Raw genomic sequence first — 18071 nt, 5'->3', positions numbered from 1 at the left:
AGAGGCTAGGGCGTGTTTTCAAACTCGTTATCATGGCATCTTCTGGATACTGAGAACAGTAATACTTCTCACTTTATTGCTCTGATTCATGATTTAGTCGTTTGAGTAAACCTTGAATTTCTGCAATGGTATCTTTGGAGATTTTTGGCTGTTTCTCTAGCCAAGCAATAGCACTTGCATCTCCTTGTTGAACGGCTAAGATTAAAGCTCCCCACGCAAGTACATCTGGCTGTTGTGGATTAACTTCTAATGCTGATGCTACACGATTCCACAACTTGCCTTTTTCGCCTTTTAACAGAATAGAAATTTCTTGGACATTTTGGGGTGATGCTTTAAATACTTTTAAAGCTTTATTCCAACGGCCATCAATTAAATCTGCTAAGACTTGTTCACTGGGACTAGCCCAAGTTTTTTTCGGCTTGTGCTTTGGTGAATTCAGCGTGTAAGCGAATAAAATCAACTTGGGCTAGGGCGGTGGCGGGTAAAGCGTTTGTGCGTTGTTTTTGCAGAGATTTTAACGATTCTAGGGCTGGTGTCCATAAACCGCTACGGGCAATTGAGATGGCGTTTTGGTAAGCAGTATCTTTAATAGCTGGTGGTTTGAGAGAAATTTTATCTAACTGAATTGGGTTGAGATAAAGTTTAGTTGGTTTAACTTGGTAAACCCGTAATTGGGGTTCTAAACCGACTGTTTGGTCTAAGATTAATTCTTTATCATCATTGCCAGTCACTTGTTGCCATTTTGGTGATTGACCGTTAGAACTCTTCCACGACAGCAGTTGGATTAAGTTAGAGCGTTCTGGATTGTAATATAAAATCTGACCATAGGCGATCGCACTTGTGCCTTTTTGATATTCTCCTTGTAAATTAAACCAAACACCTGCGGCTGGTGTTTCATCATCAAAACCTTTGATTGTGGTTAAAGGTAAGAAGTTATTATCATCATTCTCGGCTTTACTATCTACAAAGGATTTGTCTATTCCAGTTACAGATAGTTGCGTTGCTAAACGATAGTATTTTTCGCTTTTTGATTGAAATTCTGAGTCTGTTGCTAGTTGATAAACCCGCAACGCTACCAGTTCTTCACAATCAGACTGACAGTTAGGACGTTGCTGAAAAACTGGTAATAAAAATGCGTTATCGTTTTTATCTAAAGCCAGAGTCGCGCCGGATGTTTGTTTTTGTGCTTGTACGCTGGCTTGAATTTCGGGAAGAGTGTGGGGATGTTCGCTATAACCAAAGGGAATTTGCGCCCATTCTGGTAAAAACTTGTTCATCCAAACGATTTTGTCGGGATTGAAGATAAACAGCCAACTAATCCAAGCAAATATCAAAATTAACCCAGCACTACTGAATAAAACAGTAACCGCTACTGTTGATGACAGTAAACTTCCCTGTTGAGGCGCTTTTTCGGCGATTTCGGGGGAAGTTTGATTGCGTCTCAAGAATTTTAGCGATAGTCTGCGCGATTGATGTGCCATAGTACTTCTCGGTCAATCTAGTAGGTGGTGCAAGGCTGGTTATTTCTACTTTTATACTCGCGTTTTTGCCTATTGCCCAGAATTTGCTTCGTCTTATTTGGTACAAAGTCGGTAAAATTTCTCATGCCGAAACTGATAATTTTGCTTACACTCGAACTTCAGTATTCCATGTAGACTTTAATAAATTGGAACTTAACGTGATTCGCTATAATCATCTCAAATTCTGGATAATTGCGTCTTTTGTGATGGCGGGATTAAATGGCGGATCACAGATAGCCTCCGCCCAAGATTATACTAGTACTGAAACACAACCAAGTTTAAGTTTAGACAATCAAGATTCTTCAATTTTTCCTGCCGCTTCTATTGATCAGGGTGTAATAGAAAATACCGAACCGATGGCACAAGTTACATCGGTGTCACAATTGAATGATGTCCAGCCTAGTGATTGGGCTTTTACGGCGTTGCAATCTTTAGTAGAACGCTATAACTGCATTGCTGGTTATCCTAATAATTCATTTCGGGGCGATCGCGCTGTCTCTCGCTATGAATTTGCCGCCGGGATGAATGCTTGCTTAGATAAAATCAACCAAATTCTTGCAGTTGCAGCACCCAGCGCCGAACTAGTAACTCGTGCAGATTTAGATACAATCCAACGCTTACAATCAGAATTCAGCAGCGAACTAGCTACCTTGCGGGGACGAGTAGATAGTTTAGAAGCGCGGACTGCGGCACTGGAAGCTAACCAATTTTCTACCACAACTAAACTTAACGGACTGTTAATTGTAGGTGTTCAAGGGCGGAGTTCTAACCGTGGTGATGTTAATCCCAGAGATGGTGTCAAAGACTCAGATGATAATGGCACAAACTTTAATGTTATTAACTTTTCCTACCTGAGTTTAACTACCCAACTCACGCCCCGTAGTTATCTATTTACAGGATTAGTAGCTGCTGACGGTACCACAAAACCTAAATTGAGTAATGACTTTGCCCTGAGTTACGAATATCCCACAGATAACAAATTAACCGTGACTGACTTGAATTATCGCTGGTTAGTCACTGACAAATTAGCGGTTATGGTAGGCACAGAAGGCGTAAATATGACCAACGCTTTCCGTGGCCCCGTTCGAGTCGAGAGTGCAGCTACAGGGCCTTTATCTTGGTTAGCCCAAAGAAACCCAATTTTAGATATAGGCTTTGGTCATGGTGGAATTGCTGTAGACTGGCAATTTGCCAAACGCGCCAGTGTCCAAGCTTTGTATACTAGTTACACTCCAGGGAATCCTAGTCAACGCAATGGTTTGTTTGATGGAACTACGACTACAGCAGTGCAATTGTTATTAACACCGACTGATACTGTTGATTTGAGTTTGTATTACGTTAATAATTATGCTTCTAATGGTTGTTTGCTTACCTTTGTTGGTGATGAATGTTTAACAGCGACTAATGCGCCCTTACAAACCAACGCCTATGGTGGGACACTCAGTTGGCAAATTTCGCCCCGCTTCACTGTCGGTGCGTGGGGTGGTTATACTACTTCTTCTATTCCTGGGCGATCGGGTAGTGTCGAAACGACTAATTACATGGTGTTTTTAAACTTCCCCGATTTATTTGCTCAAGGTAATTTAGGTGGTATTTATGTCGGACAACCACCAAAAATTACTAGTAGCACTTTACCTGTGGGTAATAATGTTCCGGATTTTGAAAATACAGGTTTAGGACGTGCAGGCGGACAACCAGGAACCACCACACAAATTGAAGCTTTTTATCGTTTCCGAATGACAGATAACATCTACATTACACCAGGGATAATTCATATATTGGAACCTGGTCATACACCAGACAGTGACCCAGTTACTATTGGAATTCTCCGCAGTACATTTCTGTTTTAGCTAAAACTAATACAAAAATAATTCATGGAAGAAACAGTAACTCTGTATCGTCCGACTGGCCCTAAAGAGTTGGAATTAGTAAAACAAAGCAGTTACAAAAAATGGCCAGCGCGACTACCAGAACAGCCGATTTTTTACCCAGTGACAAACGAGCAATATGCAAAAGAAATCGCCACTAAATGGAATATTCGAGATAGTGGTGTGGGTTATGTCACACGCTTTGAAGTCAAAAAAGAATTTATGGATAAATATGAAGTTCATCAAGTAGGAGCTTCATATCATACAGAATGGTGGATTCCGCCAGAAGAATTAGCACAGTTGAATGAACACATCGTTGGTCAAATTGAAGTTATTGGAGAATATAGAGATTGACACAAAACTTAAGTAGGCTGCACCAGTTTTGACCGTTTAATCATCAGTTTTACCTGATGGGTTTGTTGCCAACTCTTTTAATAGCTGCAAAAAAAAAAGGTTTGGCTCACCACCAAACCTGACTATAAATCCAGTGCATAACAACATCCCGCATTTATTTACTCATGATTTTTACTTTGTAGCATCTTCCTATAGGATGTATCCAAAACCTATAAAAGCTGATATTAAGCAAAGAAGGTATTTTAAATTACATTGAAATAAAATAATTAGATTGAATTATTTAAAATTTCAAAACTGCTGATATAATTTACAATTTTGCATATCTATAAATTAGATTCATAAGTTGATTGACAGAATATCAGCAAAATAAAAGACGGGCTTTCACCCGTCAAAATAGCTTGAAAGTGGCGACACACCTTGGATTACAAAAAAAGAATAAGAATTAAATTTAATAGGTCATCAAGAAGACTCATGATTTAGGCAATATATTTGCATCAAAGTCATTCTTGTAATATTGATCAATTTAGCACAAACAAATTTTAATTAACTGCCAAAATGCCAAAATATTCAAGACATAAAAAAGTTTTTGAATTGCTTTATAAGTCTTATTCAGCAACTTAGCTAGGAATTCATAGCATATATCAAACTATACTTTTAACCCACTGACAAAAATGAGTATTAGTAGTAAAGGTTCCTAAATTTTTTTACGTATCTTATAGGCACATACAATCATCTATTTTTATCCCTTTAGTCAGAGCTTTTCTCTTTTTCCTCTGCCTAGAGTGACAAAAGAAATATATGAGCTTTGGAATTAATTCCAAGACGGGATAGTTAATTGCAACACAAGCCTCTGAGGTTGAAGCATGAGGTTCTGAGGTTCAAACTTGAAGCTCTGAGCTTGAAGTCTGACAGTATAGATAAGCACAACCCTGACATCCCTACACTCTTACATCCAGTATCAACAGACAATTAATTGTCCTACACTACATAACTCCTGTGTAAAATAACTAGGCAGATCAGCAACAAGTATCAAAAATTATGCTTAACCCTAAGATTGGCATTATTGGTGGTAGTGGACTATATAAAATGGCCGCTTTGCAGGATGTAGAAGAAGTGCAAATCGAAACACCCTTCGGTTCCCCTTCCGATGCTGTAATTGTGGGGACACTAGAAGGAACAAAGGTAGCTTTTTTGGCGCGTCATGGGCGGAATCATACCTTATTACCTTCCGAATTACCTTTTCGGGCCAACATCTATGCAATGAAAAAATTAGGTGTAGAGTATTTAATTTCTGCTAGTGCGGTGGGTTCTTTAAAAGCCGAAGCCAAACCACTAGATATGGTTATCCCAGACCAGTTTATCGACCGGACAAAGAATCGCATTTCCACCTTTTTTGGCGAAGGAGTTGTGGCTCACATTGCCTTTGGTGATCCGATTTGTCACAATTTAGCTGGAGTTTTAGCAGAGGCGATCGCATCTCTTAATTTACCAGATGTCACCCTGCATCGCGGCGGCACATATATCTGTATGGAAGGGCCAGCATTTTCCACCAAAGCCGAATCTAACATTTACCGCAGTTGGGGCGCAACAGTAATTGGTATGACCAACTTACCAGAAGCCAAACTAGCCAGAGAAGCCGAAATCGCCTACGCAACCTTAGCATTAGTCACAGATTACGATTGTTGGCATCCAGATCATGATAGCGTCACCGTCGAGATGGTAATTGGTAACTTGCAACGCAACGCCGTCAACGCCCAAAAAGTTATTCAAGAAACAGTCCGACGTTTAAGTGAAAATCCCCCACCCAGTGACGCACACTCAGCCTTGAAATATGCAATTTTGACTCAGTTAGATAAAGCACCAACAGCAACCAAAGAAAAATTACATCTATTGTTACAAAAGTATTTATAAATGTAGGTTGGGTGAAGCGCAGCGCAACCCAACACAAGTTTTGGTGTTGGCGTTAACTTTGTGTCACCCAATCTAATAGCAATAACGTAGCATTCTCTTAACTCTAAATTTCAACAAGAATCACAAAATTTTTTGACATCTGTACAGATCCTGTATAGCATATTGATGCTGACGCAGGAGAAGTGCGTCTAGCATTTAATAGTTTGACAGCAATGACGCAGACAATAGCAGAAAGTTATGAAACAGGTGGCTATTATTTAACTCCTGAAGGACAACTAGAATGGGATGATAAAAAGTTTCGTAGTCTGCGGCTTAAATACAATCCTGGAATAATTGATGATTTGTATGTCCATTGAACTGAGCCTGATCAAAGTTAATTACGATATACTCAACAACATTGAATCATTTTTAATTCAATGGGCTGAGAAATATGATGGAGGAATTGATGATTCTTTTGAAGTTAATAACGGTTTTCCAGAGGTATTATATTTTCTGCTAACTGGTTCAACTGACATATCAGCAGCATGGTTCAGTGATTCTAAGTTCTTAGTCCAAGAAATATCAATACCGAACTATGGAAATGTTTTGCTAGTCGATGCTTTAGCTGGCGGAAAATGTTTAAAATCATTACGTTCTCATGGACTGATAGCAACTTGTTTAACCGTTGAACAAGTTCAGGAAGTTGCTCAAGCTTTGTCTAAAATTGCTCAAGAAGATTTAGCATCACGTTGGGATGCTTTGAACATATTCGCCAGTGCAGAGCGTCGTAAAATAATTGGTAGTTTGGAGAAATTGCAACCAAATTTTAAGAGCTTGGAACAGTCTGTAGAGAATATTGAAGATTTCTCTGAATATTTTATCAACGAATTTGTTGCTTACTATATTGATGCTGCTAAAAATAATTTGGGAATTGTAATTCTTGATTGTACTTAGTCAAGGTTTCGTCTACTAATTTTTAGCAAAACCGCAAATTTCAATTTCTGCCTGATTAAAATTATCCTTCAATATCTTACGCAGCACACGCTGAATATGCAGATGCTTTCCTGGCTTAACTTTTGTCAGCGTCAGCAACAATAAGTTATCCTCACCAAAATGTTCTATTCCAGCTACTCGCGTTGGTTCTAAAACATCAGCTTCTTCCGTTTTTAACTGCTGTCCTACCTTTTCCACCACTCGATATACATGATCTAAATTACAATCGTAAGAAACACTAAATTCTACTCTTGCATATATATATTGCTTTGAAAAATTGATAATTGAACCTATATCTCCATTGCGAATAATCTGCAATTGTCCATCAGGATGTCGGACATGAGTAGTTCGTAGTTCAATGGCTTCAACAATTCCCTCTACACTTCTTTCTTCCATTTTTCCGGCTTCGATATAGTCACCTACCAAGTAATAGTTTTCAAATAAAATCAAAAATCCACAAACAACATCATTAATTAGATTTTGCGCCCCCAGCCCAACTGCTATACCAACAATTCCCGCACCTGCTAATATTGGCGCAGGATCAATGCCAATCAGTTTGAGGATAGTCACTCCGGCAGTAAAATAAATAAAATATTTGGCGAAACTCCGAATTAAGGGAATCAGTGTCAGCCGTTTTTGTCGCTGTGAGTCGTTGACATTCGTGGTTCTTAAATAGAACTCATCTAGTAAAAAGTAAGCAACTTCTATCAAAGCATTGCTGAGAAAGAAAACCCCAATAATTTGAACAACTCTAGGAGTATAAGCATTTATCCAAGCAATAGGCTCTATTTCTGGGAGAACGAGATTTACAATCCCAACATAAAGGACATATTCTAAACATTTTTTAAATAAGGGAATTAAGTGGCGTAACCGTTCATATAGGCGCAGCAGATTGTTAGAATGAGAAAACTTGAGACTGAGAGCATCAAGAGTATCAACAATAGTCGCAACAGCTTTGACAATTAATAATCCAACTGAAATAGTGATATATATTTTTAAAGCAATAAATAGATATTTAGTAACAATTGCAGGAAGATACAAAAAATTAGCACATAAAATAGCAGTAGCTATCCATATACTATGAATAATAATTCTTTTGAAAGTCTGGAAAAACGCCTCGACACTCTCATCATTAGCTTTGATTTGATCGGCTTTCTTTGCGTAGTCACAAACCCAATCTATGCCACGGCTTAAAGGTGGTATGCTAAATTTAACCAGCAATAGCAAACTGATAGTCTTTAAACTTGCAGTGACCAGATTAACCCAAAATTGTGTGGGAAGAGTGCGAATCAAATTAAGTTGAAATTCTTGAACATTTTCCCCTCGATAAATTATCATCCCATTCACGCCAACCAGTGCCAAACATAGCACCACAGAAATCAGCATTAAAATTCTGCTGACACCGCGACGTAAAAAGGTGATGTTTGCAGTTCTTTCTTGCAACCAATTAACTTTAGCTAACTGTTTAAAAATAATACCAATTAGCCAATTTAATAGCCAAAAAATAATTAATACAAATATGACTTCACCAATAATAATTGCTATGTTTGCTATATTCATTTGTGAATAGGATTATTTAAGAGAAAAACGAAATTATTTAGATACTAGATACGCAATGTTTAAAAAAAATCGGTATCTATTTGCACAAAAACAATACCAATCAGTAATACCAGAGAACTAATACCAATTTTATAAGATAAATATTTTTTAATTTCTCTGAGTTTGCATAAAAATACAAGGACACTTAAGACATTTAAGACAGTTTAGCCTAATTAATAAATAAAACAAATTGTTTATTTATTTTTGTAGTTTTATACTTATATATTAGACCTTTTGCAAAAAAGTTTTGTGGTAGATTAGGGGGTTAAACAAAATGATTTTCATACATGAAATCAGCAACGCCAAAAACCCAATACACTTGACCGTCGAAAGATTATTTGTCTGTTGGCGTGTGGAGTTATTGGCGTGTAAGGTTTTTAGTGTATGTGTTTAACTCAACTGTGCGACAAGCTGATTTTCTAACAAGGTATCATTCGTTAACAAATCCTCAACAGTGATGCGTAAAAAGCGTTGTTCATCAACTTGAAAGAGGATTTTCACGCGATCGCTCCCCGGATACCCTGGTGGTGTAAGTTGAGCAATGGTTCTCGCGCCTGCGCTATCATTCAAGGGTTTGACGGTAGTTTCACCGCTATCGAGACGACGGGTAATTAAGCGATCGCCATCAAAATAAACTTCGGTGTTACCTGTGTCTGCGCCTAATTCCCCAATAATTAACTCAATGCTGGGTTGATTCTCTACAGATGCGCCTAAAAATAATTCCACGGGTTGATTCATCGGGTAAGCTTGCCCTGATTTAATAATCGGATGCCAACTGTGGCGTTGATTGCGTCGATCCCAGTAACGAATCCCGTAGCTGTGGTAGAGAAAGTCTTTGATTTCTACGCCTTGAGATAACTGCAATGCACCTTGGGCGATCGCTTCAAAAGGTTTTTCACACCGAATTTTTTCTGGCGCAAAATACTGTTTTACCCATGTCTGCACTGCTGGTAATTGAGCAGTTCCCCCTACTAATAACACAGCATTAATATCTGCTAATTCAATTCCCTGACGGCGTGCTTGTTGCAACAGATTTGTCATTGACTCATCTAATCGCTCAAAAAATGCGTGTTCTTTGAGGATATTTTCTAAATTATCCCTGTCTAAATTTAATTCGTAACTTTCAAATGTTTCATCATCAAAATAAACTTCACTTGCTTGGTTTTGAGTTGATAGCTGAATTTTGACTTTTTCGGCTAATCTCGTTGTCAATGGACTGATCGCCAAGCCTTGAGTTTTGGCAAAGTAATCAACTAACCAATTGTCAATATCTGTTCCGCCTAAATTCTGCCCAGCTTTTGCCAACACCCGCGCCATTTTGACTTTTTGCTTGGTATTTTCCGCCAGCGATTTATTACCAAATTTGAGCAAGAATCCGATAGGTTTAGTATTACCTTGTGCGCCTTTATCTAACTTGACTAAAGATAAATCTAAAGTACCGCCACCAAAGTCAATTACTAAAAGATTCTCTTGATCAGCCAAACCATAACCCAATGCGGCGGCTGTGGGTTCATCTAACATCCGCACTTGTTCGACTGGGAGGCTTTGACAAACTTTTCCTAACCAGTGACGGTAAGCTTCAAAACTATCAACGGGGACAGTTAAGACGAGAGAATCTAAGCCACCTTCTAAAGTTGCGAGTTGGGCAATTACTTGATTGAGAAACCATTGTCCAACTTGTTCAAAGGTGACGGTTTCTCCGTCTAATTCTGGTAAAAAGCCTTGAATTTCTGCGCCGATACCGCGTTTGAAACTGCGGAAAAATCGAGATTCGCCTTTGAGATCCAAACCGCGATCGCGTACCTGCTGCCCTACTAAAACTTTACTCTGGGCTGCGTCTTCCACATACACCAAGCTGGGGATGAGTGGAGGATTGAGACTTTGTTGAATTGATAAACCAGGTAAACTCAGAGTTTCCGCCTGTTGGGTAACGGGATTCCAACGGGCAATGACTGTGTTGCTAGTACCAAAATCGATTGCGATCGCCATAGTCTCTTAATTATTCCATGCAGCGCCAAATTTTTCTCACAAAAAATTATTGTCCCACAAGCCACCAACTACGCAAATGGGCGATCGCTTCTTCTTTGCGTTTTGCTTCCACTTCTATCCACGGTGCTTGATAATAAATATCAGGCATAGCATGAATAAAATCGCTGTGCTTTCTATCTTTAAAGGCTGTTTCACCGTTGGAAATATGAACTAATTGCCAATCTGGGTTTTTCCAAGTTTTCCTCGCCGCCTCAAACATAGTAGCCACACTCGGCTCATTGTAGCTGTCTAAATTTTCGTGGCAAATATGGTGATGGGCATCAAATACTAAGGGAATTTCGGCTGCTTGGCACACTGCTAAAATTTCACTGGCGCTATAGGCGTATTCGTCGTTTTCTAAAGTTAAGCGACTTTTAATCGCTTCTGGTAGTTGGGAAATCACTTGTATCAACTTTTCGGCGCGTTGCGATTTACCGCCATGAATGTTCATCAATGACCAAGGCGAACGGGGTAAACCAAGTAAATCTAAGTCCCGCGCGTGTCTGGCTAAGATATTAATACTGGTTTGTACAACTTCTGGTGAATCAGAACTCAACACTACGAATTGATCAGGATGCAGCACCATTCTGATCTCAAGTGCAACTGCGCGTTGACCAACTTTACTCAACTCATCAGCCATTTCTTCTAAGAGATTTTCGCCAATTTTGTCTTCTAAATCATTCATGGGAAATAAATTAGAAGTCATCCGATAAAGGCGAATTTGATTCTGTTCACAAAAAGTCAAAGCATCATGTAACCGCTGTAAATTATGCTGATAAAGTTGTCGCAAGGTACTTTCCCGTTCTTCCAGGGAGAGTTTTAAGTAGCGCGTGCGTGTGATAGTTTTAAAGCGGACTTGCTGAGAAGCTGTAATACAAACTAAGCCTAAGTTTGGCAAAATAGTTTGAGGAGATCGCTGTTGATTCGCTAGATTTTGGCATTCAATAGTGGTCATTTTCGCAAATGCTAGTCTTACCTACTTCTTGATTGAACTCATTTCTGGTTTCTGTGTTCAGTCTCTCTAGGATGAATTTTCCAGATATTGAACTTCAACAGCAAAAATTCATCCCAACGTTAATTTATCAACTGTGCTGTTGGGATGAATTGCGATCGCCAAGAAAGTCAGGATATCAGGCAATATAAACGGCTTACTTGTCACCTACTAAACTTTAGTGCGATCTGTCAAAATTTCATAACCAGTTTCTGTCACCAACACGGTATGCTCAAACTGAGCCGATAGAGAATTATCTACCGTTACCGCAGTCCAACGGTCAGCTAATGTGCGTGTATGTTTAGAACCTGCATTTAAAATTGGTTCAATTGCCAAAGTCATTCCCGCACGCAATTTCACATTTGGCATATCTCTGGTGCGGAAGTTAAATACTGATGGTTCTTCGTGCAAGTTACGACCAACGCCATGTCCAGTGAATTCTTCTACCACACTGTAACCATTGGCTTTTACATGGTCTTCTATAGCTCCTGCCAAGTCAAGCAGATATGCACCTGCTTTCACTTGTTCTATCCCTTTGTATAAAGCTTCTTCAGCTACACGAATCAGTCTAGCGGCTTCTGGAGTGACTTCACCAACAGCAATTGTAATGCAAGAATCGCCGTGAAAACCTTGGTAATAAGCACCCGTATCTACTTTTAAGACATCCCCAGCACGAATGACTTTTTTAGGACTAGGGATACCATGCACTACTTCATTGTTGATACTGGAACAAATAGAGCCTTTAAAACCGTGGTATCCTTTGAAACTGGGTGTTGCGTCCATTTCCCGGATGCGCTTTTCCGCGTAAGCATCCAAGTCTGCTGTTGTCATTCCTGGTTTGACCAGTTCAGAAATTTCTTTCAACACTGTGGCGACAATTCTCGCGGATTGCCGCATAATTTCAATTTCACGCGGCGATTTGATTTCAATTCCCCGACGCTGTTTTGGTGACGGTGTGACTTTAACTGGTTGAGAAAGCAAGTTGCTAAAAATGTTCATGTGCTGATAATAATTGCTGATGCTTTGTCGCTACGGATTCCGTGCTTTTTATAGAATAATTGAGAAACTATATCTATATCTAAGTTATAGCAGGTAATAGGTTTGAAAGTTTGTGAGTGTCGGTGGTTGGGGGATTAGAGGTAGACAGAACAATAATTAACCGCAGATGGACGCGGATAAATTTTAAGACAAAACAACTAATTTGCCAAAAGTAATTATGAATTACTGATGATGATTTCTCCTGTCATCCCCGCTTCTGTGTGTCCTGGGATAGTACAGCGTAAATTATATTTTCCGCTTTTTAAAGGGACAAAAACCCATTCAGCTTCAGCACCAGGCTTTAGTTCTAGTTCGTGAATAGCGCCTTTAATTTCTACTTTTCCCGCTTCTACTTTTTGTGTCCAAATGCCATCGGCAAAATCTTTAGCAGTGAAATAGTGCTTTAATTGGCTGGGATTTTTGAGTTGCAGTAAATAGCGTTTACCTGCGCTTAATTCTAAATGATTTGGTTCAAATTTGAGTTCGTTAGCAGCATTACCCAAGCTAATTGTAATTTCTGTAGCTGGTTGTTTGAGCAAATCGCTAGGAATATTTGCTGCAATGGCTGACGGCATAAAATTAACAAAACTCAGGCCAAATATCAAAGAGAATAGAAGTATAAATGTTGTTACTAAAAATTTTTTCATTAGCTGTTTGATACCTGTATAAAATTATCAATTACTCTTATCTAACCTCTACACTCTAGCCTCTAGCCTCTCAAATCACTCATGATTTTTATCTGCAATCACAGCCGGGCCTGCTGTCACCACCACAATTTTATCTGGGTGGAGTAACTCACGGGCGGCTTGATTTACTTGAGTAAGAGAAACTTGTTTGATTTTATCAGCGAAGGAATTTAGTTCTGTGATGTCCATTCCATATACCTGATTCATCAGCATTGTATGTGCTAATTCTTCAGGGTCAGCGAGGGAAATTTTGTAATTGCTAATTAAGGTGTTTTTAGCTGTTGCTACATCATTGGCTGTGACACCTTGCTGATGAATTTCTTGTATAAGTTTGCGGGTACTAGCGATCGCTTTGTTACTATCTTCAGGGCTAGTTTGCATTTCTATCCAAAATGTCCCAGCATTTTTTTGCGCTTGCAAGTAACTATAAATACCATAAGTTAACCCTTGGCGATCGCGTACTTCTGCTCCTAAATAACTAGATAATGTATCGCCTCCCAAAATTTGATTTAAGACTAAAGCCGGATAATAGCGGGGGTCTTGGCGAGCAATTCCTGTGTTACCCATAAAAGTAATCGCTTGCGCTTTACCTGCCATCACCGGGTTTACACGTAAGAGATTATCTGGTAATTTTACATTTGGATATTGGATTGTTGGTGGTTGACCATTCACTTGCCAATCGCCCAATTCTTTTTCGATGAGCGATCGCACTTGGGTGGGTTCAAAATCTCCCACTATCACCAGCACTGTTGTATCTGGACGATAATATTTAGCTTTAAATGCAATTAAATCTTCACGCTTAATTTGTTTCAGGCTCTTTTCTGTGGGAAAACTATGTAAAGGATGTTGTTTCGGATAAAGAGATTGGACAAAAATTCTTTTTGCTACTTCTGCTGGATCATCCAATTCTTGTTTTAAGTCAGTTAAAGCTTGCTGGCGATTTAATTCCCATTCTTTTTTCGGAAATGTACTGTTTTTCACCACATCCGCTAAAGTCTGAATCAGAATAGGTAAGTCTACTGCCAAACCATCGCTTTCAATTCGCACACCTTCACGATAAGCTGTAAAATCCAACGATGCGCCTCTGTCTTCTAAAGCTTTCGCCAGAGTTAAAGCATTTTTGCTTTTTGTCCCGCTCATTAAGTTATCAGCAACCAAAGATGCTAATCCTGCTTGATGTTCCACATCAAATTCTTTTCCGGCTTTGATGTGACCGTTTAAAGTTACTGTGGGTGTACTTTTATCGGGTAATAGTAATACTTTTAAACCGTTCGCTAAACTAAATTGCTCTGGTAACGCCAGAGTAGAATTTTTTTTGACTTGCGTCGTGGGAGACTTTTTTTAACAATATCTGTTGTTTCTTCTAGGGGTGGTAAATATTTATCTATCTCTGAAATAGCCAAAGGTGTAGCAGTAGCAGATAAATTTTCTGTAGTTTGATTTAAGTTTAATTTTTTACCCGTTTCCGTTGTATTCTGCTCAGTTGGCTGAAATAAGCCAACAACACGGGTTTCTGGTTGGAGATATTTTTTGGCTACATTGACAATATCTGCGCCTGTTACTTGACTAACAGCAGCTAAATAGCTGTCAGTATAGCGATAGTCACCAGCAGTTATTTCATCATTAGCTAATTGCATAGCTTGGCTGGTGATATCTCGATTACTCAAAATCACCCCAGCTTCTACCTGCATTTTAGCCCTGGTTAATTCTTCCGGCTTCACTCCTTTTTGTATTAAATTAGCGATCGCACGATTTAGTATTTTTTCAATCTTCTTCAAATCTTGATGATCATCCGCTGTCACTAACAACTCATACCAGCCAGCCTCTTGCAAGCTAGAAACCGAAGCAGTCACTTCACTTGCTAATCCAGATTCCACCAAAGCCTGATAAAGTCGTGAGTTCCTTCCCTCTGTCAAAATATAATCCAGCACTTCCAAAGCAGGAATATCTGGGTGATGCAAATTCGGTAGTGGATAAACCACTTGCAGCATCGATGCGGCTCCCTGTTCTCGTAAGATTAGGGGAGTACTAAGTGCTGAGTGCTGAGTGCTGAGTGCTGAGGAGCCAGTGCGTTGGGCGGCTCCGCCGACTTGAAGCAACTGGCGTTGCTGAGTGCTGAGTAATAAACTATTTACTTCCGCCTCCTGCCTCCTGCCTCCTGTCTCCTGCCTCCTGTCTCCTGCCTCCTGCCTCTTCGGTAATTTTCCAAATATTTCTTTGACAGTTTCTAAAGTTTTACTCGTTTGGAAATCTCCCACAATTACTAATACCGCATTATCAGGAGTGTAAAATTTGCGATAATATTCCCTGACTTGCTCAACTTGAAATTTTTCGACATCTGCTTTGTTCCCACCCACAGGTAATCCATAAGCGTGATTGGGAAATAAAGCTTGCATAACAGCACGGTTGAGGCGATATTCAGGACTATTCTCGTAACCTTGTAATTCTGAAATTACTACTCGTTTTTCCGTTGCTAGTTGTTCTGGTTCAATCAGAGAATTTTGCATTCTATCGGCTTCTAAAACTAGCAGTGCGTTGAGTTTTTCCCGTTCTACAGTGCTGTAATAAGCTGTTTGGTCATAACTAGTAAAAGCGTTGGAGTCGCTACCTAAAGCACTAAATAATCTCGCAAACTGTACGGGACGATTTTTTGTACCTTTGAACATCATGTGTTCAAGTTGATGTGCAATCCCGTTTGTTCCTGGTGCTTCATAGCGTGAACCAACTTTGTACCACATCTGCACACTGATAACTGGTGCGGTATGCACTTCTTTTGTTAAAACAGTCAGACCATTTTCTAATACTGTTTTACGGACATTGGCGGTAATTTTTGAGTTATTTATATGAGTTGCAATCAATTGTGTTTGAATATTTTCAGATTGGATTGTAGCTGTATACTTGCTGTCAGCAGGTTGATCACTTAAACAAAATACTGTGATTATCCACAGACTTAAAAATAAAAATGACCAACGATATCTATACCCTATAAAAAACAGAGACATTTTTTGGTAGATGTGTTTATTAAATTAAAATACACATTGATCAGCGCCATGAATAACAGTCTATTCTTTCTTAGAGAACACTGAAATCAGCGACACCACCAAGAAGAAATTAGACTAATAACAAAAAGTATATAAAGATATAAGCTGATTTAACCGAGTTTAGTTAAAGTCCGAATAAATTCTAAGGGTAGACCATCACTATCTGCAATGAAGGCAACTTCCCAAATGTGATCGCCTATTTGCTGCTGTGTGGGTTCTAACAAGATTTTTAGGGGTGATAATTGTTCTGGCTGGTTTTGTGCTGCTAATGCAAAGCTGGTTTTTAAATCGATTAACCAGCTAGGTAAATCTGGGGTAAGTTCCGTTAAATCAAAAGACAAATGATAATACCCCACATAATGCTCATCATCAAACGCATCAGGCGCAGGTTTGGGTTGGGGAATTTGAATCAGTTCAATGCGTCCGCCTAATCCTTCCATCCAACAAGCCAGAGTATAGCCTGTAGTGAAGCGTTCACATACGGTAAACCCCAACAATTCATAAAATGCGATCGCGCGATGAATATTCGCAGTCCGGATAGAGGCGTGGTGCATAATTTTAAAAAGTATGAAGTGTAAAGTGTGAAGGATAAAGTTAAGAAATCCTCTTTACTTACTCACTTTTTATACCTAGAAAAATTTTTTCCAGATTTTATAGTTAAAGTAATTTCATACTTCATACTTCATACTTCACACTTCAGTCTTACTCAAACAACCTGAAATAAGGGTAGCGTACAGGCACTCCCGGTTCTTTTTCCAAATCGAAATTAATCACTTCCCAGCAAGGTTCTTCTGTGGAATCGGGACTAAATTCTACTGGTAAACCATAGAGTCGCGCCGATGTCGTCTCTGGCTGTCCAGAACGCCAAGGGGTACTGCGTTCTAAATAACCACTCATCAATTCCTGATAACGTCTGGCAATAATTACCTTTGTTGCTCGGTAGCCTTGGGTATACAGTTTGTCTAAAGCTTCGTGAATTTCAAACCGTATCCCATCAGGATGAGTGTGTTGTCTATACCATTCCCCATTCCATCTGCGCCAATGACGACCTGACTGTAGATGAATTAACTCCTCAGTCTTAGGGTTGGCTTCAAATGCGCCATGACGAGGGCAAAGATAGGTATCTGTAAGTGTCAAAGCCGGAATAGTCTGCCGACAGTGGGGACACTGAATTTCGTGACCAAATATTGGGTACTGCAAACCTGGATTCATCATGAAGTGCGTACAAACATAATTTCTTCTTCATTAGCACCATTAGGTTCGATTTTACACTTCGGCTCCTCCACTTTGAGTTAATTTTTCGTAACTGCACGGAAACGTACTTGCAGTTTAGAACAATTGTAAACTGTGTTTTCCTCAGTATAGAGGTTTAACAGCATGGTATTCTGGTTTTGAACCAGCTTCTCAAAGGTTGGAGTTTCTCCAGTGTTCCTGGGTACCATATTCCTATTCTATCGTGTCTACCGCTTCTTACTGGCCATCTCCTGATTTTTCTCTAGCAGCCTTCGTTGCAGACAACGCTGTTGTTATAGGTGCTGTGACAATCCAAGCCGGAGCCAGTATTTGGTATGGAGCAGTAGTCAGAGCAGATGTAGAGCGGATTGAGATTGGTGAATGCACAAATATCCAAGATGGAGCCATTCTGCACGGTGATCCTGGGTTGCACACCATTTTAGAAGATCATGTGACTGTTGGACATCGCGCTGTGATACATTCTGCCTATATTGAGCGCGGCTGTTTAATTGGAATTGGGGCAGTAGTCTTAGATAAGGTCAGGGTAGGCAGTGGTAGTATTATCGGTGCAGGCGCAGTTGTGACAAAAGATGTACCGCCTTTATCTTTAGTTGTCGGCGTTCCTGGTAAAGTATTGCGTCAAATCAGCACCACCGAAGCCAGCAAACTGATAGAACATGCTGAACGTTACAAAAAGTTAGCTTTGGTTCATGCGGGGAAAGGTGATGACATTGGTTTTTATGCTGAGTTAAGGGAAGATGGAGACAAGGACGACAAAGGAGACAAGGGAGATTAACGAATAGTTCTTGAGTTACTGTAATCTTTCTTTA

General features: G+C 39.5%; 17 protein-coding genes. 6 read left to right on the top strand and 11 right to left on the bottom strand.

What is annotated here, in order from left to right; genetic code table 11:
* Positions 1 to 73 precede the first annotated feature (73 nt).
* Positions 74 to 460, bottom strand: coding sequence for a hypothetical protein (locus ACX27_RS33255; RefSeq protein ID WP_235526468.1), 387 nt, complete (start codon positions 458 to 460; stop codon positions 74 to 76).
* Positions 399 to 1481 (bottom strand): hypothetical protein, encoded by a 1083-nt coding sequence (locus ACX27_RS02515; RefSeq protein WP_235526467.1) that lies wholly within the window; start codon positions 1479 to 1481, stop codon positions 399 to 401. Before ACX27_RS02515 ends, ACX27_RS33255 begins: the two co-directional genes overlap by 62 nt.
* 245 nt (positions 1482 to 1726) lie before the next feature.
* Between ACX27_RS02515 and ACX27_RS02510 the strand changes: the two genes are divergently transcribed.
* The 5 genes from ACX27_RS02510 (at position 1727) to ACX27_RS02495 (ending at position 6586) form a co-directional block, all read left to right on the top strand.
* Positions 1727 to 3370, top strand: coding sequence for an iron uptake porin (locus tag ACX27_RS02510; RefSeq protein ID WP_062298089.1), 1644 nt, complete (start codon positions 1727 to 1729; stop codon positions 3368 to 3370).
* 24 nt (positions 3371 to 3394) lie between these two features.
* A complete protein-coding gene (locus ACX27_RS02505; protein WP_062287981.1) occupies positions 3395 to 3742 on the top strand; it encodes a hypothetical protein in 348 nt (115 codons plus the stop codon).
* A 1038-nt stretch (positions 3743 to 4780) separates the two neighbouring features.
* Positions 4781 to 5653: an S-methyl-5'-thioadenosine phosphorylase gene (locus ACX27_RS02500; protein WP_062287978.1), complete on the top strand. Its 873-nt coding sequence runs from the start codon at positions 4781 to 4783 to the stop codon at positions 5651 to 5653.
* A 182-nt stretch (positions 5654 to 5835) separates the two neighbouring features.
* Positions 5836 to 6009, top strand: a complete 174-nt coding sequence (locus ACX27_RS32205) for a hypothetical protein (RefSeq protein WP_158507334.1) — start codon at positions 5836 to 5838, stop codon at positions 6007 to 6009.
* Positions 5999 to 6586, top strand: a complete 588-nt coding sequence (locus ACX27_RS02495; protein WP_062287974.1) for a DUF1877 family protein — start codon at positions 5999 to 6001, stop codon at positions 6584 to 6586. Before ACX27_RS32205 ends, ACX27_RS02495 begins: the two co-directional genes overlap by 11 nt.
* Positions 6587 to 6601: 15 nt before the next feature.
* Here ACX27_RS02495 and ACX27_RS02490 read toward each other — a convergent pair whose 3' ends face one another.
* From ACX27_RS02490 to ACX27_RS02455, 9 genes are all read right to left on the bottom strand, one after another.
* Positions 6602 to 8185: a mechanosensitive ion channel family protein gene (locus ACX27_RS02490; RefSeq protein WP_062287972.1), complete on the bottom strand. Its 1584-nt coding sequence runs from the start codon at positions 8183 to 8185 to the stop codon at positions 6602 to 6604.
* 429 nt (positions 8186 to 8614) lie between these two features.
* The gene (locus tag ACX27_RS02485) at positions 8615 to 10213 is read right to left on the bottom strand and encodes an Hsp70 family protein (RefSeq protein WP_062287969.1); all 1599 of its coding nucleotides are present in this window, start codon (positions 10211 to 10213) and stop codon (positions 8615 to 8617) included.
* 46 nt (positions 10214 to 10259) lie between these two features.
* Complete coding sequence (gene uvsE, locus ACX27_RS02480) at positions 10260 to 11207, bottom strand: UV DNA damage repair endonuclease UvsE (protein WP_062287966.1); 948 nt, start codon at positions 11205 to 11207, stop codon at positions 10260 to 10262.
* Positions 11208 to 11414: 207 nt separating this feature from the next.
* The gene (gene map / locus ACX27_RS02475; protein WP_062287963.1) at positions 11415 to 12242 is read right to left on the bottom strand and encodes a type I methionyl aminopeptidase; all 828 of its coding nucleotides are present in this window, start codon (positions 12240 to 12242) and stop codon (positions 11415 to 11417) included.
* 215 nt (positions 12243 to 12457) lie between these two features.
* Positions 12458 to 12928 carry a cupredoxin domain-containing protein gene (locus ACX27_RS02470; RefSeq protein WP_062287960.1) on the bottom strand — a complete coding sequence of 157 codons (471 nt, stop codon included), beginning with the start codon at positions 12926 to 12928 and terminating at the stop codon, positions 12458 to 12460.
* Positions 12929 to 13003: 75 nt separating this feature from the next.
* Positions 13004 to 14176 carry a M16 family metallopeptidase gene (locus ACX27_RS35560; protein ID WP_418006830.1) on the bottom strand — a complete coding sequence of 391 codons (1173 nt, stop codon included), beginning with the start codon at positions 14174 to 14176 and terminating at the stop codon, positions 13004 to 13006.
* A 65-nt stretch (positions 14177 to 14241) separates the two neighbouring features.
* On the bottom strand, positions 14242 to 15969 hold the full coding sequence (locus ACX27_RS35555) for a M16 family metallopeptidase (RefSeq protein ID WP_418006656.1): 1728 nt from the start codon (positions 15967 to 15969) through the stop codon (positions 14242 to 14244).
* Between the two features lie 149 nt (positions 15970 to 16118).
* On the bottom strand, positions 16119 to 16562 hold the full coding sequence (locus ACX27_RS02460; protein ID WP_062287957.1) for a VOC family protein: 444 nt from the start codon (positions 16560 to 16562) through the stop codon (positions 16119 to 16121).
* A 148-nt stretch (positions 16563 to 16710) separates the two neighbouring features.
* Entirely contained in the window at positions 16711 to 17220 is a 510-nt protein-coding gene (locus ACX27_RS02455; protein WP_470381960.1) for a TIGR02652 family protein, read from the bottom strand.
* 244 nt (positions 17221 to 17464) lie between these two features.
* Here ACX27_RS02455 and ACX27_RS02450 point away from each other — a divergent pair, with 244 nt between their 5' ends.
* On the top strand, positions 17465 to 18037 hold the full coding sequence (locus ACX27_RS02450; protein ID WP_062287950.1) for a gamma carbonic anhydrase family protein: 573 nt from the start codon (positions 17465 to 17467) through the stop codon (positions 18035 to 18037).
* Positions 18038 to 18071: the final 34 nt, after the last annotated feature.

The organism is Nostoc piscinale CENA21 (assembly GCF_001298445.1).
In the GTDB taxonomy this organism is placed as follows: Bacteria; Cyanobacteriota; Cyanobacteriia; order Cyanobacteriales; family Nostocaceae; genus Nostoc_B; species Nostoc_B piscinale_A.
This window is presented reverse-complemented; position numbering and strand designations above follow the sequence as displayed.